Genomic DNA, 22,996 nt, shown 5'->3' on the forward strand with positions numbered 1-22,996 from the left:
CATGAAAGCAAAAAATAAACAGCAAGAATCGCAGAGTCCGTGGCGCTATTGGCGCGGTCTGGGCGCGTGGAACTACTATTTTCTGCTAAAGTTTGCTCTGTTGTGGTTTGGCTATCTTAATTTCCATCCACTGGCTAACTTGGTGTTTCTTGCCTTTCTGCTGTTCCCGATCCCGGCCTATCGAGTCCATCGCTGGCGCAACTGGATTGCCATACCTATTGGTATCGGCCTGCTCTATCACGACACTTGGTTGCCGGGAATCAACAGCATTGTGAGTCAAGGCTCACAGGTGACTGGTTTTAGCCTCAGCTATCTTATTGAATTATTTAATCGTTTTATTAACTGGACCATGATAGGCACCGCCTTTGTCATTCTGGTCGGCTACCTGTTTATTTCACAATGGATCCGAGTGACAGTCTTTGTGGTGGCTGCGTTGATTTGGCTGAATATAATCAGCGTTGCTGGGCCAGCATTTTCTCTAGCTCCTGCGGCTGAAACAACAGCAACAGCCGCACCCGCCGTATCGGCCACAGAGCAACCGACAAACAGCCCCGCAGTCACCAGTGGCCCGCCTACTGATGCTAATTTGACGGCCTATCTGAATGCATTTTATGAGCAAGAAAAAACGCGCCGCACAACCTTCCCCACATCTTTACCTGGGGACGCTCAACCATTTGATTTGTTAGTTATTAATATCTGTTCACTGTCATGGTCAGATATCGAAGCGGCCCAACTGGATAAGCATCCACTGTGGAATAAGTTTGATATTCTGTTTAAGAATTTTAACTCCGCCACGGCCTACAGTGGCCCGGCCTCTATTCGTCTGTTGCGCGCCAGTTGTGGCCAGTCATCCCACAAAGATTTGTATCAGCCGCAAGACCAACAGTGTTATCTATTTGATAATTTAGCAAAATTAGGTTTCACCTCTCAGTTAATGATGGATCACTCTGGTGTCTTTGGTAATTACCTGCAAAACATTCAGGATGACGGCAATATGCGTGCGCCACTGATGTCGCAAAACGGTATCAGTAACCAGCTAGCCTCCTTTGATGGTGAGCCAATTTATAACGATTTGGAACTGCTTAATCGCTGGTTAGAACAACAGAAAAAAGAGGGTGATGCACGCAGCGCAACCTTCATGAATATCATCCCATTACACGACGGAAACCGTTTTGTTGGCACCAATAAAAGCGCTGATTATCGCGCTCGCGCCCAAACACTATTCGATCAACTAGACACCTTCCTTGATGAATTGGAAAAGTCAGGGCGTCAAGTCATGGTGGTTGTAGTGCCTGAGCATGGTGCTGCCTTGGTTGGTGATAAAATGCAAATGTCGGGCCTGCGGGATATTCCAAGCCCAAGTATCACTCACATTCCTGTGGGGATTAAACTCATTGGTATGAAAGCACCACAGCCCGCTAGCCCAGAGGTCATCAGCGCTCCGAGTAGCTATCTGGCAGTGTCAGAATTGGTGTCGCGCATGGTCGATGGCAAAATATTTACTGCACCCACTATCGATTGGCAAACCCTGACTCAAGGGTTGCCGGAGACGGCCGTTGTATCAGAAAATGATAATGCCATTGTGATGCAATATCAGGGTAAACCTTATATTCGGCTCAATGGGGGTGACTGGGTGCCATACCCACAATAAATATCGTATATTTATTGTCTAATAACTTAATTCAGGGTGCATTTATTGCACCCTTTCTATTTATGGCTAACTCAGACGTGATAGTAGTCACAATAAGTCACCCATAATATTCTAATTTCTTAAGTAGAAAATACGGTTAATTTTATTTTAAGTTAAATCTTGCAGATTTAATCATAGATATAGTCTATGGCATTATTTTATTTACTGATGGTAACTTGGCTAACGATTACGTAATTATTTATTTACATAGTAAGTAAATATATTTATACGCGGCGATTTAACCGACAGCGGTTATAACGTAAACCACACTATTTTTACGCCGTTATAAAAAAACGCCGGATAACCGGCGTTTTTGGCATTAAATAACACTCATCTTTAGCCAATAAATACTTAACTGGCTTTTTCTGCTTCATCCTGATCAACCGCAAAACAAGCCACCATTTGATCTCCGTACTGTTTTAGCTGCGGTTGCAGTTGAGTACAGGTCCCAAATGCCCGCCGGCAACGTGCATTGAATGCACAACCAGGAGGTGGACTCATCGGGCTAGGTAGCTCGCCTGTCAGCTTAATACGCTCACGGCGCATGTCAGGGTTCAGACGAGGTGTCGCTGATAGCAGCGCCTGAGTATAAGGGTGGCGTGGGTTATTAAAAATGGCCTCTTTACTGCCCTTTTCAACACAACGCCCCAAATACATCACCATCACTTCATCGGCAATATGCTCAACCACCGACAGATCATGGGAGATAAAGACATACGACAGTCCTAGCTCTTGCTGTAGATCCATCATCAGGTTCAATACCTGTGCCCGCACTGACACATCCAGCGCAGACACAGGTTCATCAGCAATGACCACATCAGGATTCAACATCAGTCCACGTGCGATAGCGATACGCTGACGTTGACCGCCAGAGAACATATGCGGATAACGGTCATAGTGCTCAGTTTTCAGGCCAACCTTAGCCATCATCGCCAAGGTTTTTTCGCGCCGCTCCTGCTTTGTGAGCTTAGTGTTGATTTGCAGTGGCTCTTCCAGAATCTGCCCCACTTTCTTTCGTGGGTTTAGAGAACCATACGGGTTCTGAAATACAATCTGGATTTTTTGGCGTCGTAATTTCTCAGCACTTTCATCCGGTTTGAGCAAATCCTGGCCTTGGTAATAAAGCTCACCACCCGTAGGGATTTCAATCATGGTCAACAAACGACCCAAGGTGGATTTACCACAGCCAGATTCCCCAACCACCGCCAATGTTTTGCCTCGCTCCAGTGTGAACGAAACACCATCAAGCGCTTTGACCAAACGCTCCGGTGCAAATAACCCTTTTTTGACCGGATAATATTTTTTTAAATCGATGGCTTGCAACAACGGCTTGGATGCCTGTGATTCATTTTTCATTTCAGTTGATTGGCTCATAAGGTCGGCCTCCCCGCATCATCAAGCGGTGTATGGCATTTAACCTGACGCCCCGCCGGCCCCAGCAACTCGGGTTCTTCACGACGGCAACGATCATTAGCATACGGGCAACGTGGATTAAGCAAGCAGCCTTCAGGCCGGTCATATTTGCCCGGAACCACACCCGGTAAGGATGCCAACCGTGCTTTATCCTGTGCAAACTCCGGTAGCGCCCGCAATAATGCCTGCGTATACGGATGGCGTGGCGCACGGAAAATCTCTGACGATTTGCCCGTTTCAACCACTTGGCCGGCATACATCACAATAATATGATGAGCCGCCTCAGCCACCAGTGCCAAGTCATGGGTAATCAACAACAGCGCCATATTTTCGCGCTGCTGCAATTCCAGCAGCAATTCGATAATTTGCGCCTGAATCGTCACATCCAGCGCCGTCGTTGGTTCATCAGCAATCAACAACTTAGGCCGACAGGCAATGGCCATCGCAATCATCACGCGCTGGCTCATCCCACCTGAAAGCTGGTGCGGATAGACATCCAAACGCGACGCCGGATCCGGGATCCCGACCAAAGTCAGCAAATCCACTGCCCGCTGATGACGGGTTTTGCGGTTCCCTCCCTGATGCACCTTCAGCGCTTCCATAATTTGGAAACCGACGGTATAGCATGGGTTAAGACTGGTCATGGGGTCTTGGAAGATCATCGCAACTTCCGAACCCACTAACTGACGCCGCTCTTTTTCAGAAATTTTCGTCAGGTCACGGCCATTAAACTCGAGCTTTTCGGCCATCACTTTACCGGGGTAATCAATCAGCCCCATGATTGCTAATGAACTGACCGATTTACCAGAGCCAGATTCACCCACAATCCCAACCACTTGACCTTGCTCAATACTGTAACTGATACGGTCTACGGCTTTGAACGGCGCGCCTTCGTCACCGAAGTGCACCGACAATTTGTCTACATTTAAAAGTGCCATCTCTCTCTACCTCTGTTACTGCTTGAGTTTGGGGTCGAGAGCATCACGCAGGCCGTCCCCCATCAGGTTAAACGCCAGAACCGTCAGCAGAATCGCCACACCGGGGAAGGTCACGACCCACCAGGCACTTTGTGCGAACTGCAACACATCAGAGAGCATGGTGCCCCATTCTGGTGTTGGCGGTTGTGCACCCATGCCGAGGAAGCCGAGAGCCGCCATATCCAGAATGGCGTTAGAGAAGCCGAGAGAAGCCTGCACGATCAACGGCGCAAGGCAGTTTGGCAAAATATTGATAAACATCTGGCGCATCGAACCCGCACCGGCCACTCTGGAGGCCGTGACGTAGTCGCGATTGACCTCGACCAGCACTGCCGCTCGCGTCAAGCGAACATAATGCGGCAAGGCAACAAAGGTTAACGCCAACGAAGCATTCACAATGGAAGGCCCGAACACAGCGACCAAAACTAACGCCAGCAACAGGCTTGGCAGCGCCAGCATGATATCCACAATACGCATGATGATGGCATCGACGACGCCGCCAAAATAACCGGCCAGTAAGCCAAAGATGACGCCCATCACCAACGACAGCACGACCACCAAGCAACCGACCAGCAGCGAGAGGCGCGCACCATACATCAAGCGAGACAGGACATCGCGGCCCACATCATCCGTACCGAGAATAAACTTCCAACTGCCACCCTCTTCCCAGACAGGCGGTTTCAATAATGCATCGCGAAATTGCTCTGCCGGGCCGTGCGGGGCAAGCCAAGTCGCGCCTGCGGCAATCAGCAACATAATAATGATGTAGAACAGGCCGATGACAGCCCCTTTATTGCGCTTGAAATAGTGCCAAAACTCCTGCAATGGAGTCATCGGCTTCGGCGCACTTTTTACTGTCGACTCAGTAAGTTGAGACATTTTGCGCCCCTTATTTCTTGTGACGAATACGCGGGTTAACTACGCCATAGAGCACATCTACCAGCAAGTTAACTAAAATAATCATGATAGCGACCAGCAACACCCCGCCCTGTACGACCGGGTAATCTCGGCGTTGCAATGCATCCATCAACCAGCGCCCTAATCCCGGCCAGGAGAAGATGGTTTCTGTCAAAATAGCGCCCGCCAGCATCGTGCCGACCTGTAAGCCGATCACTGTCACTACAGGCAGCAGAGCATTACGTAAAGCGTGGACGACAATCACTCGTATCCGGCTCAAGCCTTTAGCACGCGCAGTACGGATATAGTCTTCACCCAAAACTTCCAGCATAGAGGAGCGGGTCATACGTACGATAACGGCGAGGGGGATGGTGCCCAGCACGATGGCAGGCAAAATCATATGCATCACAGCGTCTTTGAAGTCACCAGGCTCACCCCAAACAAAGGTGTCTATCAGCATAAAACCGGTCAGCGGTAGGCTATCATCGAGGAAGACAGTATCACTGACGCGCCCCGACACCGGGGTGAGGTTCCATTGCACCGAAACCAGCATGATCAACATGATGCCCCACCAGAAGATAGGCATCGAGTAACCGGTCAAGGAGATCCCAACAGCAGTGTGATCGAATATTGAACCGCGTTTGACTGCTGCCAACACCCCAACGGGAATCCCCACGGCGATGGCAAACAGCATCGCGCAGATCCCAAGTTCCAGTGTCGCTTTAAAGCGAGGAACGAATTCTTCCCAAACTGAAATACGGCTTTTCAGCGAAATGCCAAGATCGCCGTGTAATACGCCACTCACGTAATGGAAGTATTGTTGATAGAGAGGCTTGTCTAGCCCCATTTCCGCCATGATTTGAGCGTGACGCTCGGCGGAGATACCGCGTTCCCCAGCCATGATGGTCACCGGGTCACCCGGGATCATATGAACAAAAGCAAAGGTCAGCAAAGTAATGCCGATAAACGTTGGGATAACTAACCCCAAACGTCGGAGTATGAACTGCAACATATCCCGAACTCTCTGTGTAGAATGCCAGGCTGCTCGTGGGCAACCCAGCTTATTAAACCTCCCCAATAAGTTATTTTATTTGCCATTTTGACCTAGGGCAGTGCTCACCACCGTCACGTACTGCGTGTACGCTCCCGTGTTTACGTGCTGTCCATGCTCAAAATTTTTGCGACAATGACACTTATTGGGCGAGGTTATATGGCTCACATCTGTATCTGTCTTAACCTAAATGAAGAAGCCGGTGCACATGCTATGCACGCCCACCGGCCCTATTTCACTGGGTTAAAATTAATCCAGGGACACGTTCTCGAAATGGTGTTTACCCAACGGATCAACAACATAGCCTTTCACTTCTTTACGCACTGGCTCATACACAGTTGAGTGAGCAACAATCAGCGCTGGCGCTTGATCATGCATAACAACCTGAGCTTGTTTGTAAAGTGCGACACGTTTGTCGTGGTCAGACTCAGCACGTGCTGGTTGGATCACGTCTTCAAACGGCTTGTAGCACCACTTAGAGTAGTTGGAACCTTGCTTGGCCGCATCACAGCTGAACAGAGTCGCGAAGAAGTTGTCAGGATCCCCATTGTCCCCGGTCCAACCCATCATGACAGTTTCATGTTCGCCGTCTTTGGCACGTTTGAGGTACTCGCCCCACTCGTAGGTCACAATCTTGGCTTTCACGCCCACTTTCGCCCAGTCAGACTGGATCATTTCAGCCATACGACGAGCATTTGGGTTGTACGGGCGCTGAACTGGCATCGCCCACAGGTCGATGGAGAAACCATCTGGCAGGCCCGCTTCTTTCAGCAACTCTTTCGCTTTAGCCGGATCATAGGCGTAATCTTTCACATCGTCGTTGTAGCCCCACATTGTTGGTGGGATCAGGTTCTTGGCCGCTTGGCCCGCACCCTGATAAACCGCATCAATGATGGCTTCTTTATTCACAGCCATGGTCAACGCTTGACGAACTTTCACGTTATCCAGTGGTTTTTTCTCAACGTTGAAGGAGAGGTAACCGACGTTCAGGCCAGGTTGTTCCATCAGGTTGATCGTTTTGTCTTCTTTCATGCGAGCAATATCAGCCGGGTTAGGGTATGGCATAACCTGACATTCATTTTTCTGCAATTTCGCATAACGGACGGAGGCATCTGGAGTAATAGAGAAGACCAAACGATCAATTTTCGGTTTGGTGCCCCAGTAGCCATCAAAGGCTTTGTACAGAATGCGGGAGTCTTTTTGATATTGCTGTAACTGGAATGGGCCGGTGCCGATTGGGTTCAAATCGACTTTTTCCGGAGTACCCGCTTTCAGCATGCCATCAGCGTATTCAGCAGACAGGATTGACGCGAAGTCCATCGCCAGGTCAGCCAAGAATGGCGACTCTGGGCGAGCCAGTTCGAAGCGGACAGTATTGTCGTCAACTTTCACAACATTGGTGATCAAATCACCCATCCCCATACCTTGGAAGTATTCATAGCTACCGCCAGACACTTTATGGTACGGATGTTTATCATCCTTCTGACGCATGAAAGAGTAGATCACGTCGTCAGCATTGAAATCGCGAGTCGGCTTGAAATCTTTATTATCTTGCCACTTCACACCCTTACGCAGATGGAAAGTGTAGGTTTTGCCGTCTTCACTGACTTCCCACTTCTCCGCCAGACCGGGTTCAATTTCGGTTGTCCCGAGTTTAAATTCAACCAGGCGGTTATAAATAGGTACTGAGCTTGCGTCATAGGTTGTGCCAGAGGTGAAAAGTTGCGGGTTGAAACCTTCCGGAGATCCTTCAGAACAATAAACCAATGTTTTCGCTTGTACACTGGCCGCTACGGTCAGTGCAATCAGCCCAATACCGAATTTCAGTATCCCTGTTTTTCCCAAGGAAATCGTCATCGCTTGTGCTCCATTATGGTGATGTGTGTTGTGTGTACGGCCAGGCCCTATAATTTTTTAGTCCGCGGACTGTACCGTTTTTGCCCATTAACAGCAGGGATGCGGGATTGAGATGCCGGATAAATCTTATCGCGACGACAATGTTGAATGAGTGGAATCACCCAAACTGCTCTCGATTACTCCCCCTGAGGGTACCAATTTGGCAACAGTTGGTGGCAACGTCAATACGGTCTGAAAGGATTTATCAAGACAATGAGAAACAGCATGCAAACATAAAAAAAACTTCTCGTTAACATTATCAGCATTAAAATTTATGCTATTGGCAATAAACTAGAGGGATTAACTGGCTAGGATAAATAAAGCAGTAGCAATACCCAGTGACAAACAGAAAAACTTTGTTGCCAAATGATGTCTATCTGTTCAGATTTTTTTGTAATATCGACAGAAAATAGATGGAAATGCTGTGGCGACAGCCGATAAGTGACGTGAATGTTGTCACAGACAACCAGAATGACGCACATCTTGCGTGTCGTTAAAAAAGCGAAATATCGACCCGATAAAGCATTATAGATAACAGAGCGCATAGCACTCAGTGCCGTGCACAATTATAGTGCACCGAACCAGTGCGCGATGTTTCTTTGCTGGAAAATTGACGAGCGAAACAATGCGGTACCTGCTAGCTAAAGGTAAGCAGCGCAGAGTAGAGGTAAGCAAACCACAACGCAGAGATGGAATCGACATATTGTGGGCCTTCGTAGATTGATGACTTATTTTTTAATGATTCTATTCACATCAATTCCCCCGTATATTACCCCCTCTTCATTGCTGAGTGTCTTATAACTCAGATTCACATCTCTAAAGGCACTGATAATTCTGCCATTATTATTTCTTAACTCATTTGCATCAATCAATATATTTTGAGATGTCACAATATGACCATTATTGTTATTGACTAACTTTGCCTTAAGACTGATATCCGCAAGACCTGAAGTTGCATTTGATTTGATAATACTGTTCCAATTATTAATAGAATCCGCAGCTTCAATTGAAATATACCCACTATTGGCGTAAAAGCTACTTTCACTACTATTAATGTTACGACCTAAAATTCGGATACCAAATCGTTCATCAATTTTATAATTTACACCTTGTCGCTCACTTTTAATTTTTCCAGAAACGATATCAATATCGCCAGAACTTCTTAACTTTGTTTTGGGTGAGTATATTCTCCCAGTACTATTTTTAATAAATGAAGCCGATGCCAAACTTACGACCGTTTCAGCTTCTAACATTCCTTTATTCTGAATGCCGCCATTTTTGGAATAAAGAAATATTTTATTAGCATACATACCGCCAAGTTGAGTGACATCAATTGCAACATTGGTTACTTCATTATCAAAATGATCACCAATGAGTTGTGTATCAAATCGTTTTCTAATTGGAGTACGGATGATATTTTGTTTACCTATGATGGCTTGAATAATCCCACCTCTGATTTCACCATCAACACCAAGCGTGGCAGAGAATAAATCTAGGAAAGCATTGGGGTTATCATCAAATTTCAGCCCATTACGATCAATACTGATATCACCTTGATTAACCTCATAGCCCGTTAATACCCCAGCCGTAAACAGGGGAGATCCTGTGGTGAGAGTGACGTGATCTGTATTAATAAACTGACAATTATTGCAACGAATCCCTGAGGGGTTAGCAATAATGACATGAGCTTTCGCGCCAATAACGGACAAGGCACCATACAGCTCACTTTGTTTATTCGATGTAACTTCGTTCAAAATAACCGTCGCTGTTTGATTAACTAAATTAGGATTACCGACAAAACCGGGGCTATTAATTTCAAGATTATTTAAAAAGACTCGATTAAACCCTTTGCCCAATGTAATATTGAATTTATCATATTTGTTATGTGACACGCCATGCTCATTCGGAGTGACAATATTGACAGTTGTAAATGTTGCTCCCTGACAATAAGCATCTTGTACCTTGCATAATTTTTTATCCTCAATATAGTGGTGAATGTTAGGCTGTTGGTTTTTCGCTGCTTTTTTATCCGCAACAATACCCGCCAACGAGGGATTAATAACACTAACTAACATAATAAATAATAAATAAAAGTAAGAACCCCTAATAAAAAACCTAACATTTTCTGTATAGTCACAGTTGGCGAAAATCATTTTACCCTCTCACTATCTTTATAAAAACAGCAGTAGTGAGCTATATATTTAAATAATTAGTTAATGGTCACAACCTTAAAAATACATAACAGGCATTCGCATTATAACGATAGAGTGGTCATTTACTAATATTGCCAATTAAGTATAAAACCAAAAACGACAGGGTCGGTATTAAAATGAGCAGGTTTTTCCAGCGGGATGCCAATATTAAAATCATAGCCCAACCGATGGTAACTGCCTCGAACCCCCGCAACAGCCCCCACTAAACGATCCCCCAACAAGAATGGCTCCCCTTTTTCACTGACTTCACCATAATCCATACCCACATATAGCTGGCTGCCGCTCTGTTGATGCTGCCAGGCAATATCATTTTTTAAAAACCACCCTTGTGACCCCGCCAGCGCACTACTGGTTGGAAAACCACGCACGGAACTCCGCCCACCGATAGAAAATTTATCCTGCATCACAAGGTCAGAGCGAGTAAATTGCTGGCTGAATGTCGGTTGAAAATAAAACCGTTGCTTATCCAATGTAAAAGGAATGTCCAACGAAGCAGCAATATTGACTAACTTGGTTGCAGGGGGGACTTTACTGCCCATGCCAAACCATTGAGTCCCCTGTTGATAATTAACCCCACCTCTTATAGTAGCCCAGCGGGTATAGTGAAGGTGCTGTAACCCGAGTTGCCAGTCAACCGCATCCTGTCGCTGAACCTCCAGCTCTGTATCTGCAAAAAAACGATGGGATTTACGGATTAATACACCAGTATGACCCACTGTTTTATAGTTAGGGCCTCGCATCAAAAGCCGCTGAACTTGCATATCCAATGATCGCCACCGTGTATGATATTTAAAGGCGATATCAGCAATTAACAGTGTTTGGTAGTGACGGCCTCCGCTGCCCGTCATACTCCACAGCCAGTTGCCGAAGGGTGCAGAGTAATGTAAGGCAAAATTGCGATAACCTTTGTCATGATGATTATCCAGTTCTCGGCTGGCATAAAAATAAGCCAGATCACTGAGCGATAATGGGTTATCGAGATAAAAGGTAGCACCCGCACGATAACGACCAATAGCATGATGGCCCGCATCATCAAGAAAAGTATTGATTCGCCAGAAACGAGATTGCTGCCGATTAACCACAATCTGGCTCGCTAAATCCTCCCGATTTAATTCAATATCCATGGTGGCACTCACCGACGGTAAACGTTGCAGATTTTCTAAGCCTTGTTCAATATGACGCAAATTCACCAAATCACCGACCCTATTAGGGAATAACGTCTTTAGCTGCGCATAATTATCACTGGCTTTATGATGTTCAATGCCACTGACTCTGCCGGGAATCAATGTCAGGGAAAGTACACCGTCAAAATAACTCTCTGCCGTGAACGCTACTTGCGATGTGATATATCCGTCATCCACCAGTTGCCACTGAAGTTTATTCCGCAGAGCTGACAATCCTTTTTCACCTAAACATTGCCCTTGGGCCTGCTTCGCCCATTGCATTAAGCGTGTCATATTGGGAAAAAAATTTACGTTAACCAGTTCTACGCGATTGATGGCCAGACAGGATATTTCATCAAAAGGGATAGCGTCGTCCGTTATTGCTGGTTCACTTTCTATCTGGGCATGAGACAGTGGCGGCATGAGGCGATTTTTTAAATCTCGTTGCTGTTGTTCTAAAATAGCTGTTTGAGTGGTATTGACTTCAGCGTAAGCAATAAAAGGGAAGATAAACATAAAAACCCAAAGAAGTAATAAGGCTAATCCTGCTGGTTTTCTATTATGACTATCTGGAGTTTCATTACTTATCACTTTAAATTCCATCTAATAAACTCCATTTCAATTAATCCACATCTTAATAAGAGAAATTAGCCACAACTGTGGCTAATTTCTCAATCAGCACATGAGTACTTATTTAATATTTGTCGGGAAGGGCTTATAATTTAAAGGTTATATTCCTCCCGCTTTTTTTATCTGTTTTGATTTTTCGACCAAAGAAACTTGGCTCCACTTACTCTTTCCTGGCTCCTGCCATTCTTTTCCTCTATAGCTATTAGGGCGTGATTTAATATCATCCGATCTTATTACTCCTGTATTTCTAATTTCTCCGCCCGCATCAATTGAGATCAATCCCTTTGAATCAATTACGTTTGAATTTATTGTATTACCTTCTGAAATAATACGTATTTTCTTTGCGTACATCCCCCCCATATCACTGACATCAACACTGGTGAAATAATTTGGTGCTCTTGAAAAGGCAGTCATTTGCCTTATATTCATTTTTTGCCCAGGAGCAGCTAAGTCGATAAAATTTTTACCTGCGATGATAAAAGCGTTATCCGTGGTTAGCTGACCATTAATGTTGACTTTATCAGCGAATAAATCAAGATAAGCTGTTTTATTACGACGACTTTCATGCATCAACCCAGTGTCTACTTCTTCCCCTTTATTAATGTTTATATTCCCCTCGCGCACCTCAAATTTTTGTAGTTTATGACTATCACTGAAAGATGGAGCACCCGTCGTCAGCGTAAGATGATACATATCTGTAAATGAGCACCCATTGCAGTCAATACCTGATGGGTTAGCGATAATTACATGGGCATCTTGGCCAGCAAGTTTTACGCTCCCAGCCAATATACTTGCTTTATCAGAACGCACTTCATTTAAAATAATTTTTGCAGTTTCGCTTTGGAGATATGGATTGCCATTAATATCACTGGATAACGCATTATTAATAATAACCCTGTCATTATGGTGAGGGGCATCAAATTGAGTATATTTATTATGTGACAGCCCATTTTTATCTGGAGTTTGAATATTGATAACTGCCGTTTCACCACAGCCCACCTTAATTTGACAGGGAACGGGTAAATTTTGGCGCTCTATCTGTATATCTGCTTGTTTGCTACTGGGTGCTCGCTCATCAGCAATGATATTAGCCGCTGAAGCAGTAGAACCCCCACAGAATGACAGTATTATAGAAAGAGGAAGTATGGATAATTTTATTTTTTCATTATTGCCACGAATTAAATTCATATGATCCCTTATTTAATATAATTAGCGTGATTGTCATGTAATTTATATTACTCGGTAAAAACCGATATCCATTAGCAGTTTTTGATAAAAAAAAGTCAATGCTACAAAGTAGATATAATATATTTGAAGAATAATAAATTTATATGCTTAAAGAGTATAAATACAAATAAGATAAAAATAGATTATTGAGAGTATGAGAAGAAACTGTCATTCTGTGATTAAGAAAAAATAAAAGGAGATTAAGAATGGGCTGGCTAAAAACAGACACAAAAAAACCCTGACGTTTCCGTCAGGGTTCTTAAATTTGGTCGGCGAGAGAGGATTCGAACCTCCGACCCACTGGTCCCAAACCAGTTGCGCTACCAAGCTGCGCTACTCGCCGAATTGGGGCGCATCTTACTGCTACATATTTAGGTCGTCAATCACTTTTTCACAACCCGCTGGTAAGTGTTGTTAAAAGCATCACCAGCGGTTAAAACAGAATCATTCAGGTGAAAATTAAGCTTGAGCGGGCTTCAGTTGAGGTGATTGTGCCCGCAAGAATGGCAGTAAGAAGAAAGCGGATAAACAAGCTGCCACAGAGATAACCACAAAGAAACCATTCCAGTGCCAGACCTCCATCACGCGCGCAATCGGATAACCTGATAAGGCTGCGCCTAAGTAGGCAAACAACCCAACAAAGCCTGTGGCCGCTCCCGCAGCATCTTTATGTGAACATTCAGCCGCCGCCATGCCAATCAGCATCTGTGGGCCAAAAATAAAGAAGCCAATGGCGAAGAAACACCCCGCCTGCAATACATAGCTAATGCCGGGCATCATCCACAATGACGCAACTGAGAGGAATATCCCGATGGCAAAGATCAGATTCATCGGACCACGATTACCACGGAACCACTTATCAGATCCCCAACCAGCAACCAGAGAACCAATAAACCCACCGACTTCAAATAATGAAATCGCCGAGTTAGCCGTCATTAAGGAATAGCCTTTCTCTTGCGTCAGATAGAGATTACCCCAGTCATTAATCGCAGTACGAACGATATAAACCAGCACATAAGACACTGCCAGCAACCAAATATATTTATTGGTTAATACATAGCGCTTCACTATTTCTTTATTCGACAGCCCTTGGCCTTCCGATTCCTGCACCAATTCCATGGCATCATTACGCCACTTGCCTACACTTGGCAGCCCCATCGTGCTGGGTTTATCTCGCAGACGCCAACACATCAGTAAGCCTATCACCACACCGATAATACCGGGAATAATCATGCCGTAGCGCCAGCTAAAGTGCAGAGAAATAAAACCGACCAGCAGCGGAATTAACGCGCCACCAAAATTGTGCGACGTATTCCAAATAGCCCACCAACTACCGCGTTCTGAGCGAGAATACCAACTGGTGAGTATTTTTGAGCATGGTGGCCAGCCCCAACCTTGGAAGAAAGCATTAAGGATCCACAGGGAACCAAACACCAACAATGAGGAACTCATACCGAACAGGATATTGATAACCCCCGTCATAATCAGGCCAATCCCCATAAAATAACGTGGGTTTGAGCGGTCACTGATCATCCCGGAAATAAACTTAGAGCAGCCATAGGTGATATAAAACAGCGTACCTAAAATCCCCACATCAGACATCGTTAGGCCTAAGTCACTGAGCATGGCCGGCATGATGAAGTTAAAACTTTTGCGAGTGAAATAAAAAGCAGCGTAGCCGATGTACATCGTCCACATTAATTGAATGCGCCAGTATTTATAAGACGAATCAATTTGTTCCTGATTCGTGACAATTGACTGGCTATCACGACTTTTGAGAAAGGACCACATGTTGAACCTTAGGATTTTTTGCAAGTGCAACCATCATGATGCGTATGCATGCGAAACGAATTAGGGATATTCCCGCCGTATACGAGAATATTTCTTAGTTTTGATGCGCGGGCAAGGAAACTGTGGGCAGGATCACATTCAAACACGTCCCTTGATCCACACTTAAACTAAAATTCCCGCCTAATGCACTCACCCGCGATTGCATCCCTCGCAACCCATAACCTGGCGTGAGTGTGGCCAAATCGATACCTTTTCCATTATCGCGGATCGTGAGATAGATATTTTGACTATCTTGTCTGGCATTAATCTCAATCCGGCTGGCCGCACCGTGCCGATAAGCATTAGTAACGCCTTCTTGGCAGATGCGATAAAGCGTAATTTTGAGCGTCTCATCAATGGGGTCATCATCCAGTTGCCAGTGCAACACACCCACAACAGATTGATCTTGCGGAATAAGCTCACGCATTAAGGCCGCAATGGCGGCCGACAGCGGTAGATTATTTAATGCCGCAGGCCATAACTTGGCGAGAACATCATGGACGCCATCATAGACCCGTAATGCTTGTGTCTCTATCATCTCAGCACTGGCCAAAACAGGCTGCTGAGTGGTTAATCGCTTAATTACACTGGCCTGAGTACGGATGACTGTGACCGTCTGCCCCACCTCATCATGCAACTCACGAGCCACATCACGCCGAGCATGCTCTTCTGCCACCACGAGGGCTTTAGCCAACTGACGATTTTCATTTAGACGTATTTGCAATTGCTGATTCAACTCCCGCTGCCGCTGAATTCCAGCTCCCAGCAATAAGCCCGTCAGACTTTGCGCCAATAGCGACAACAGCAAGTCGCGATGAGAATCTAATTGCGTCGGAGTATTGATCAATAACACCACTCCATTGAGCAATGTAGCAACAGAGGCCCCCTGCCACCCGTAGCGATACGCCATGAAGACAATCGGGATTGCCAAACAGAATGGAGCAAACAGGTATAAATCCGACTCAGTCACTTGATTCTGTAACCAGATGCTCAATGCAAATAGCAGCAGATACCAGATGATATGGTGCAGACGCAAATTAATGGGTTTATGAATCAGCCCCGGTTCTAGAGGCAGCCAAATTTGGCGTGTCAGATAGTGCCATAATAAAAGGCAAGTCGGTGCAATCGTGAAACCACCCACCAGCCCCAACAGCAGGGCCATCGCACCTTGGTTACTGGCTATTTGCCATCCTAACGCCTGTATTAACGCCGCGCCGACAATCACAGCCCCTTGCATTAAAGGCCATTGCCATTCGCTTTCCGTTTTCTGATGGCGCAATAGCCAAGGAGAAGCAAACGCCGCCAATAACGTGGTTGCCAGCAACAAAGGGATAGCAAACCACAGTAAATCCACATAACCAAACTGGTCGGTTAGCAACCACCATAACAAGGCATCACCAAGCAGAATGCCTGGCCAATACTGACGTGGACTTTGTAATAAGATCCCGATACGCAGGCCAAAAGGGAACATCAACATGGCCTGTAAAGGGCGGTCAACAAGTTGGGTTCCAACTGACCATAAACAAAAAGCGGCGGTGGTATAAATAAAGAATAATGCCAACAGCATGACCAAGCGCTGCATCATAGATTCAGCACCTGCTTGGCCAACTCAACATTATTGCTAACACCTAATTTGGAAAATAAATTGGCGCGATGAACATGGACGGTCTTGGGTGACAGGCCGAGTAACTCAGCAATCTCGCGAACTTCTCTACCTTGTGCCAATAACACGGCAACCTCGCGCTCCCGGCGAGTTAGAGGGTCAACCGCAATACGGGCGAGTTTTTGGGCAATTTCGGGCATCAGATAGACGCCACCGCTGCCCACAGTGCGTACAGCGGAAACTAAATCTTCGGGTTTACAACGTTTAGACAGAAAACCGCGCGCACCGCGTTCCAGTGCCATTTCCACCAACGCCGGGCTATCATGCATCGACAGCATAATGACCCCCATTCCCGAAGGGAGGTCTTTCAACAAGTCCAATCCACTTTCATCAGGCATGGAAATATCACAAATACAGATATTCGCCTGCAGGCCCGGTAACCCGGCACGCGCCTGTTTCGCAGAACTGAACTCCCCCACGACCTGAATATCATCTTCCAGAGCCAGTAGCTGGGCAAAACCTGATCGCACAATGTCATGATCATCAATAAAAACAACACGGTAAGTCATTGAAGACTCCAGCCGAGGAGGGACCTGAACTGGAGTATACCGCAACCTTATAATTCCGATGTGGATTGGTTCAAAAATCAAATCATATCAGATGATACTTATATGACTAATTGATTAAATAGTAGGCTGAACATGCCGCACCGGCGCCTGACACCAATTATTAGCGGTATTAATTCCACCATCCGGCGAGCTATAACCTAAACACCCTAGAATGGAGTCAAATAATTCAACCTGACGATGAGTTTTACCGACACGCTGTTCAGCTTGTAGTTGTTCAAACGAAGCGAGATGTTCCGGCTGCGCCAGAAATTTATCTGATGTCCAGACCATTAATGGTACGCGGAATTGTTCTGATGGTGCCATTTCCCGTGGCGTGCCATGGAAGTGGGAGTTATCGTCAATCGATTCCCCATGGTCTGCGGCATAGAACACAATAGCCTTCTTATCACGCATTTGATCAATTACGTTGGCAATAAACGAATCCGTATACAACACGCTGTTATCAAAAGCATTAACCAGTTGCTGCTTACTGCAAAAATCATCTACTCCCATACATTCAGGCTGATAGCGGGCATAGCTGCGGGGATAACGTTGAGAATAAAGGTAATGTGACCCTTTGGTGTGCAGCACGACCAAATGCTTACCGACAGGATAACGAGCCAAAGACTCTTTCAACTCATCAACCAGCAGCATGTCGTCCACCGGTTTATCATCATTACGCTTCTCTGAAGCAATCAATTCTCGGAATGAATAATTATCGGTATTCGCATTATTGTAGAACCACATCTCGCTCTGCATGGCGAACAGTTCCGAGGTGAACCCCAAGGATTTTAGTACGGCAAACACATTTTGCTCTTTCAGCGTCCGCTGCGGATTATCTTCCGCTCCTCCTTCACGCACAAACATACAGCGCAATGAAAGTTTGGTGGAGGTATCACAAGATGTACCGCGAAAAGCGACCAAATTCTTTTCTTTACTCAGGCGCGGCGTCGTATCTCGTGAATATCCCAATAGCCCCATATGATCCCAGCGAGTCGTTTCGCCAATGATAAAGACAACATAGGTGTCATCAATACCGGCGGGGGCAATATAAGTATGATGCTCCGTCGGGTCATATAATGTTGCCGCATCATACTTCTCATCATATTGGGTATAGGCATATAAACCCAATGCAGCCAGCCAGTTAGAAGGTAAATATGAGTGAGCAACCACACCGCCATAGCTGGGTAAATCCACGGTTTTCAATTGCTCATCTATATGTTGCACTTTGTCCAGATAACGAATAGGTAACCAAACCAGCGCGGCGGCGGCAACCATCCATAAGACAGGTTTAATACGTTGACCTGGCGTGCGAAATTGCTCAAGTAAGGTCAAACGCAGGGTATTTCTCCAGATAAGGAGCAGAGGTAACGCGCTGACCAGTAGCATCCAGATAACAAAATGAAGCCCAATGACTTCTTTAGAAAGGTCCGTATCCGTGGTCAGTACAGAAATAACGATGCCATAACCAATCACGACGTTAAAAAAAGTCATGTAATAGCTGGCAGCAACAGAAATTAAGACTAATAAGGTTGCCACAACACGGTAAAACCAGCGGCCACCCAGGGAGATAACTCGCATGACAAAAAAGGTAAACAGAATAATGGCCATCACTTCAATGATAGCGGACACCACTTTTATGCCTTGGATACCTTGGCTAAAGGTGTCAAAACGACGATAAAAGACAGAGATATTCAGAAAAATACCAATATAAACAGCCAACAACAAAGAAATACTTTGCTGCGATAAAGATTTAACTCTGTCCATATAACGCAAGGTCTCCAAAGACACTATTTGCGGCTTAAATCAATCAGACAGTGAACCCCCCCTCAGGTTCAGTACCAAGCTCATAAGCGCGCTATTGATTTCAATTACAGAATTATCTTACTCACTCTTAATGTTCCATTCCGCGAGCAAACACATAATCTGTGGAGGATATATCCACTTATTTGTTTGAAAATAGAGCATAAAAGATTGCAGTGGAGGAGAATTGAACAAACAAAAGCCCACAAGAAATTTCTCATGAGCTTCTTAGGGAATTATTGATTTATTTAATATTCAAAGTGACATCGATATTGCCACGGGTTGCATTGGAGTACGGGCAGACAACATGTGCTTTTTTCACCAAATCTTCTGCCACACTACGTTCAATGCCCGGCAGGCTGATATCCAGTTGAACTTCAATGCCAAAACCGGTTGGAATCGCGCCGATCCCCACCGTACCCTCGATGTTAGCATCGTCAGGTACTTTTACCTTTTCTTTTGATGCAACAAACTTCAGCGCACCGAGGAAACAAGCAGAGTAACCAGCAGCAAACAACTGTTCCGGATTAGTGACCGCACCGCCAGCGCCGCCCATTTCTTTAGGAACACCTAATTTCACATCCAGTACACCATCAGAGGATGTTGCACGACCATCACGGCCACCAGTGGCTTTAGCTTTGGCGCGGTATACGACTTTTTCAATAGACATAGTGCTTTCCTTTCAGGGTCAATAAAGATGAAGAACACGTCCGACTTGAAAGTATGGCACTCATTATGAAAAAGCCCCCGATTTGGGGGCTTGAGATATCATCTTACTTTGCTGGCATGTCTATCTTGTCATCGATACGCTGCAACATATAGGGATAGAACGGATTCGATGAAATTCGCATCAAAGAATCTAACCCAACAACCAGCACAGCACGCTCACCACGGGCGGCGAAGGTCCCTAAACTGATACCATATTGGTCACGTGGTTCAGGATAGCGGCCATACAGTGAATCGCTCATCGGGAATGGCAATGCTACGTGAGAAAGCGAGAAAATATCCGGTGGATAAATCAGCCCGGTAGGAACTGACGTTTCATTCGTTTCCCCTGCCAGAGTGGTCAACGCTACGGTTTCATTACTTTGCGGAGAAACATTGGTAATTATCGTTGTGCTGTAATTACGTGGTGGCGGCGGCAGTAAACGTGCCAACGCAGTATAAGAAGATGTTCTTAATAATGGCCCAAAACTGGCTGCACGATTCAAATCGAACAGTACCACTTCACTACCATTTTTCGGTAAGTGATTGTAGAGGGCGGTGACTACCGCTCGGGTGCTGACGGTGGAGTCCATTAATGACTGGAAAGTCAGGATCGGCGGTAACTCTTCCATTTTATTGTTTCTCGCATCACGTGCAATTTGCTGTTGCAATACGGACGTCAATAAATAGGACTGGCGAGCAGCATTAACCGGGAATGAGTTGTACTTGAATGGATTAAACTCAGGTACGATCCCCAACCAAGCCGCTTTCGCAAAGGCCGGGAAAATAGCGGGCCAACCGGCAATACCCGCAAAACGAGCAAAGCTTGTCACACCAATCATTGGGGATATCAATATAACCCGCGCAGGTTTTGCCAGTGTCGGATCATCCAATGAGTCCAACGTGTACTTCATCGCCAGCGCACCACCATTGGAGAAACCAACAACATGCAAGGGTAAATCCGGGCCACTCAGTGCTTTGGCTTCACGGACTGCCAGACGTGTTGCCGCCAGCCAGTCTTGCCACTCAACATCAGTCAAACCAGCAGGCACCGTGCCATGAGCCGGTAAACGAATGCCAATGGCCACATATCCGCGCTCGCGATAGTTTTCAGCAATATGGCGCAAGCTATACGGGGTATCAGTTAAACCATGTAGTAATACAACAGCACCCTTAGGCTTACCTTCAGGTTGCAGAATATAAGAGCGATTCCAGTCATTTTTAAAATGAGGTGGATAAATCGCACTGCCCGAATAATAACGGTTGAGTGGAACCTGAGTTCTCGGCTCCAGTTTTTCGGTAACGTTAATCCGAACTTCATCAAAAAGCGCGTTTTCAGCTTTTATGTAATCCGCCCAATTGGATTTATCAATGTCGGCGGCACGCATATCATGAGGGACGAACGTATGCCAAAGCTCAAGCTTCGGTCCACGTTGTGTATCGTAAATTCGTATTGCCAGTATGGTAACGGACATTACCACCAAAACCAGAACAATCCGTTTAATCCACCGCTTAATGGCTATGGCAGGCATGGCCGCTACTCCGTTTTTATATAATCGTGCACAATTGAGGTCAGTTTATCACCCTCTGTCTATGCCGCTACTTTAAACGCAAAACATTATCTTGGTATATAGTGAGGAACTAATAAATTATCATGCAGTTATTATTATCAAATAAACATCCACGAATAGCTTAATATTCCGACCTCTATTGTCTCTTTCAGTGATATTACATTGTCTGTAACATTATAATTTTTGAATTACCCCTCAATTAGAGCTTAATGGGTAGAGTCTCCCAAGCCAAATTAACAGAATAAATTAAGCCGCTGAACTTACTGTTAGCGGCTAATGAACCCCCTAATAGGATTACCCCTCGCTACTTTCAATCGGTTCTTGAATGACGCGTGGTGGTGCTTTACGCAACCAAACCCACCAAGCTAGGGTCATTAATGCAACCCACGTCAAACCAACATACATCGCAATTCGGGTGTCTGGGAAATACCCCAAAACGGCGATAATAAATGCCATAAAAATAATGGTTAGGATGGGGGCGACTGGCCAGAATGGCACCGGGAAGGTTAGACGAGCTACATTTTCTTTACTCATAGAACGGCGCATCGCGACTTGGGAAATCAGAATCATTAACCAGACCCAAACAGTCGCAAAAGTCGCAATTGAGGCAATAATCAAAAACACATTTTTCGGGATCAAATAATTCAGCACCACGCCACATAACAGCGCAATTGCCATCACCAGAATAGTCATCCATGGCACACCGTTACGAGTCAGGCGGCTAAAACATTTAGGTGCCAACCCTTCTTGAGCCATGCCATACATCATGCGGCCTGCCCCATAAATATCACTATTAATTGCAGAAATCGCGGCGGTGATAACCACCAAATTCAGAATATTGGCTGCAGAGCTAATACCTAAACTACTGAAGATTTCTACAAAGGGGCTACCATTTTGTCCAATGCTATTCCATGGATAGATAGCCATCAGAACAAATAGGGTCAAAACATAGAACAGCAGAATACGTACAGGAACAGTATTGATCGCACGCGGTAAGACTTTTTCTGGGTTCTTCGCCTCACTGGCAGTAACACCAATAATTTCGATTCCACCAAATGCAAACATCACCACAGCAAATGAGGCAATCACTCCCGTCATACCGTTAGGCATAAACCCTTGATGAGACCATAAATTGCTGACTCCCGTACTTTCATGACCCGCACCAAAGCCAAACATCATAATACCTAGCCCTGCCGCTATCATGGCAATAATCGCAGTCACTTTTAGCAGAGATAACCAAAACTCCATTTCACCAAAAACTTTGACTGAACAGAGATTTAGCGCACCAATAAAGAAAATGATACTTAGCACCCAAACCCATTGCGGCGCATCAGGGAACCATAGCCCCATATAAATGCCGAACGCCGTGACATCGGCCAACGCCACAATAATCATCTCAAAGGTATACGTCCAACCGGTCAGAAAACCGGCCAGAGGCCCAAGGTAGCGGCTGGCATAGTGACCAAAAGAGCCTGCAACAGGGTCATGTACGGCCATTTCACCCAGTGCGCGCATTACCATAAATACGGCACTACCACCAATTAGATAGGCGAGTAAAACAGCAGGTCCCGCAAGACGGATGGCCTCGGCAGAGCCATAAAATAAGCCAGTTCCAATGGCGGAACCTAACGCCATGAACCGGATATGCCGGGCGCTAAGCCCGCGTTTGAGCGTGGATGAATCATTCTTCATGGTACATTCTCGCAAGATTCGCGCCCT

Annotated in this window: 16 protein-coding genes and 1 tRNA gene; 1 reads left to right on the top strand and 16 read right to left on the bottom strand. The window is 45.7% G+C overall.

Going from position 1 to position 22,996, the window contains the following annotated elements; genetic code table 11:
- Position 1: 1 nt before the first annotated feature.
- The gene (bcsG, locus tag HUZ92_RS09580) at positions 2–1,651 is read left to right on the top strand and encodes a cellulose biosynthesis protein BcsG (protein WP_145579510.1); all 1,650 of its coding nucleotides are present in this window, start codon (positions 2–4) and stop codon (positions 1,649–1,651) included.
- A gap of 390 nt (positions 1,652–2,041) precedes the next feature.
- Here the strand turns inward: bcsG and dppF are convergent, their stop codons facing one another.
- The 16 genes from dppF to HUZ92_RS09660 all read right to left on the bottom strand — a co-directional run bounded on the left by dppF (position 2,042) and on the right by HUZ92_RS09660 (position 22,969).
- On the bottom strand, positions 2,042–3,046 hold the full coding sequence (gene dppF / locus HUZ92_RS09585; RefSeq protein ID WP_050099619.1) for a dipeptide ABC transporter ATP-binding subunit DppF: 1,005 nt from the start codon (positions 3,044–3,046) through the stop codon (positions 2,042–2,044).
- A 14-nt stretch (positions 3,047–3,060) separates the two neighbouring features.
- On the bottom strand, positions 3,061–4,041 hold the full coding sequence (gene dppD, locus HUZ92_RS09590; RefSeq protein ID WP_050099473.1) for a dipeptide ABC transporter ATP-binding protein: 981 nt from the start codon (positions 4,039–4,041) through the stop codon (positions 3,061–3,063).
- A gap of 15 nt (positions 4,042–4,056) precedes the next feature.
- Positions 4,057–4,959 (bottom strand): dipeptide ABC transporter permease DppC, encoded by a 903-nt coding sequence (gene dppC, locus HUZ92_RS09595; protein ID WP_025376524.1) that lies wholly within the window; start codon positions 4,957–4,959, stop codon positions 4,057–4,059.
- Positions 4,960–4,969: 10 nt separating this feature from the next.
- Positions 4,970–5,989, bottom strand: a complete 1,020-nt coding sequence (gene dppB / locus HUZ92_RS09600; protein WP_050099472.1) for a dipeptide ABC transporter permease DppB — start codon at positions 5,987–5,989, stop codon at positions 4,970–4,972.
- Between the two features lie 288 nt (positions 5,990–6,277).
- Entirely contained in the window at positions 6,278–7,885 is a 1,608-nt protein-coding gene (dppA, locus tag HUZ92_RS09605) for a dipeptide ABC transporter periplasmic-binding protein DppA (RefSeq protein ID WP_050099471.1), read from the bottom strand.
- A 767-nt stretch (positions 7,886–8,652) separates the two neighbouring features.
- Complete coding sequence (locus HUZ92_RS09610; protein ID WP_235896978.1) at positions 8,653–10,077, bottom strand: two-partner secretion domain-containing protein; 1,425 nt, start codon at positions 10,075–10,077, stop codon at positions 8,653–8,655.
- A 125-nt stretch (positions 10,078–10,202) separates the two neighbouring features.
- Positions 10,203–11,903, bottom strand: a complete 1,701-nt coding sequence (locus HUZ92_RS09615; protein WP_145579511.1) for a ShlB/FhaC/HecB family hemolysin secretion/activation protein — start codon at positions 11,901–11,903, stop codon at positions 10,203–10,205.
- 126 nt (positions 11,904–12,029) lie between these two features.
- A complete protein-coding gene (locus HUZ92_RS09620; protein ID WP_072086617.1) occupies positions 12,030–13,118 on the bottom strand; it encodes a filamentous hemagglutinin N-terminal domain-containing protein in 1,089 nt (362 codons plus the stop codon).
- Positions 13,119–13,423: 305 nt separating this feature from the next.
- A tRNA-Pro gene (locus HUZ92_RS09625) sits at positions 13,424–13,500 on the bottom strand.
- A 116-nt stretch (positions 13,501–13,616) separates the two neighbouring features.
- Positions 13,617–14,948 carry an MFS transporter gene (gene uhpC, locus HUZ92_RS09630; RefSeq protein ID WP_050099469.1) on the bottom strand — a complete coding sequence of 444 codons (1,332 nt, stop codon included), beginning with the start codon at positions 14,946–14,948 and terminating at the stop codon, positions 13,617–13,619.
- Between the two features lie 94 nt (positions 14,949–15,042).
- Positions 15,043–16,572: a signal transduction histidine-protein kinase/phosphatase UhpB gene (gene uhpB / locus HUZ92_RS09635; RefSeq protein WP_050140045.1), complete on the bottom strand. Its 1,530-nt coding sequence runs from the start codon at positions 16,570–16,572 to the stop codon at positions 15,043–15,045.
- On the bottom strand, positions 16,569–17,159 hold the full coding sequence (gene uhpA, locus HUZ92_RS09640; RefSeq protein ID WP_050295676.1) for a transcriptional regulator UhpA: 591 nt from the start codon (positions 17,157–17,159) through the stop codon (positions 16,569–16,571). Before uhpA ends, uhpB begins: the two co-directional genes overlap by 4 nt.
- A gap of 114 nt (positions 17,160–17,273) precedes the next feature.
- Positions 17,274–18,965: a kdo(2)-lipid A phosphoethanolamine 7''-transferase gene (gene eptB / locus HUZ92_RS09645; RefSeq protein ID WP_050099466.1), complete on the bottom strand. Its 1,692-nt coding sequence runs from the start codon at positions 18,963–18,965 to the stop codon at positions 17,274–17,276.
- Positions 18,966–19,245: 280 nt separating this feature from the next.
- Positions 19,246–19,671 (bottom strand): organic hydroperoxide resistance protein, encoded by a 426-nt coding sequence (locus tag HUZ92_RS09650; protein ID WP_050099465.1) that lies wholly within the window; start codon positions 19,669–19,671, stop codon positions 19,246–19,248.
- A 103-nt stretch (positions 19,672–19,774) separates the two neighbouring features.
- A complete protein-coding gene (locus tag HUZ92_RS09655) occupies positions 19,775–21,238 on the bottom strand; it encodes an alpha/beta hydrolase (RefSeq protein ID WP_050099464.1) in 1,464 nt (487 codons plus the stop codon).
- Positions 21,239–21,571: 333 nt separating this feature from the next.
- The gene (locus HUZ92_RS09660) at positions 21,572–22,969 is read right to left on the bottom strand and encodes an amino acid permease (RefSeq protein WP_145579512.1); all 1,398 of its coding nucleotides are present in this window, start codon (positions 22,967–22,969) and stop codon (positions 21,572–21,574) included.
- Positions 22,970–22,996 lie beyond the last annotated feature (27 nt).

Origin of the sequence: Yersinia vastinensis (assembly GCF_902726565.1) — a bacterium.
GTDB classification, from domain to species: Bacteria; Pseudomonadota; Gammaproteobacteria; order Enterobacterales; family Enterobacteriaceae; genus Yersinia; species Yersinia vastinensis.

Coding starts and splice junctions, on each gene's coding strand:
- eptB (WP_050099466.1), bottom strand. CDS start 18,965: ATGGACAGAGTTAAATCTTTATCGCAGCAAAGTATTTCTTTGTTGTTG.
- dppD (WP_050099473.1), bottom strand. CDS start 4,041: ATGGCACTTTTAAATGTAGACAAATTGTCGGTGCACTTCGGTGACGAA.
- HUZ92_RS09615 (WP_145579511.1), bottom strand. CDS start 11,903: ATGGAATTTAAAGTGATAAGTAATGAAACTCCAGATAGTCATAATAGA.
- uhpA (WP_050295676.1), bottom strand. CDS start 17,159: ATGACTTACCGTGTTGTTTTTATTGATGATCATGACATTGTGCGATCA.
- HUZ92_RS09660 (WP_145579512.1), bottom strand. CDS start 22,969: ATGAAGAATGATTCATCCACGCTCAAACGCGGGCTTAGCGCCCGGCAT.
- uhpC (WP_050099469.1), bottom strand. CDS start 14,948: ATGTGGTCCTTTCTCAAAAGTCGTGATAGCCAGTCAATTGTCACGAAT.
- dppF (WP_050099619.1), bottom strand. CDS start 3,046: ATGAAAAATGAATCACAGGCATCCAAGCCGTTGTTGCAAGCCATCGAT.
- HUZ92_RS09620 (WP_072086617.1), bottom strand. CDS start 13,118: ATGAATTTAATTCGTGGCAATAATGAAAAAATAAAATTATCCATACTT.
- bcsG (WP_145579510.1), top strand. CDS start 2: ATGAAAGCAAAAAATAAACAGCAAGAATCGCAGAGTCCGTGGCGCTAT.
- dppA (WP_050099471.1), bottom strand. CDS start 7,885: ATGACGATTTCCTTGGGAAAAACAGGGATACTGAAATTCGGTATTGGG.
- HUZ92_RS09650 (WP_050099465.1), bottom strand. CDS start 19,671: ATGTCTATTGAAAAAGTCGTATACCGCGCCAAAGCTAAAGCCACTGGT.
- dppC (WP_025376524.1), bottom strand. CDS start 4,959: ATGTCTCAACTTACTGAGTCGACAGTAAAAAGTGCGCCGAAGCCGATG.
- HUZ92_RS09610 (WP_235896978.1), bottom strand. CDS start 10,077: ATGATTTTCGCCAACTGTGACTATACAGAAAATGTTAGGTTTTTTATT.
- dppB (WP_050099472.1), bottom strand. CDS start 5,989: ATGTTGCAGTTCATACTCCGACGTTTGGGGTTAGTTATCCCAACGTTT.
- uhpB (WP_050140045.1), bottom strand. CDS start 16,572: ATGATGCAGCGCTTGGTCATGCTGTTGGCATTATTCTTTATTTATACC.
- HUZ92_RS09655 (WP_050099464.1), bottom strand. CDS start 21,238: ATGCCTGCCATAGCCATTAAGCGGTGGATTAAACGGATTGTTCTGGTT.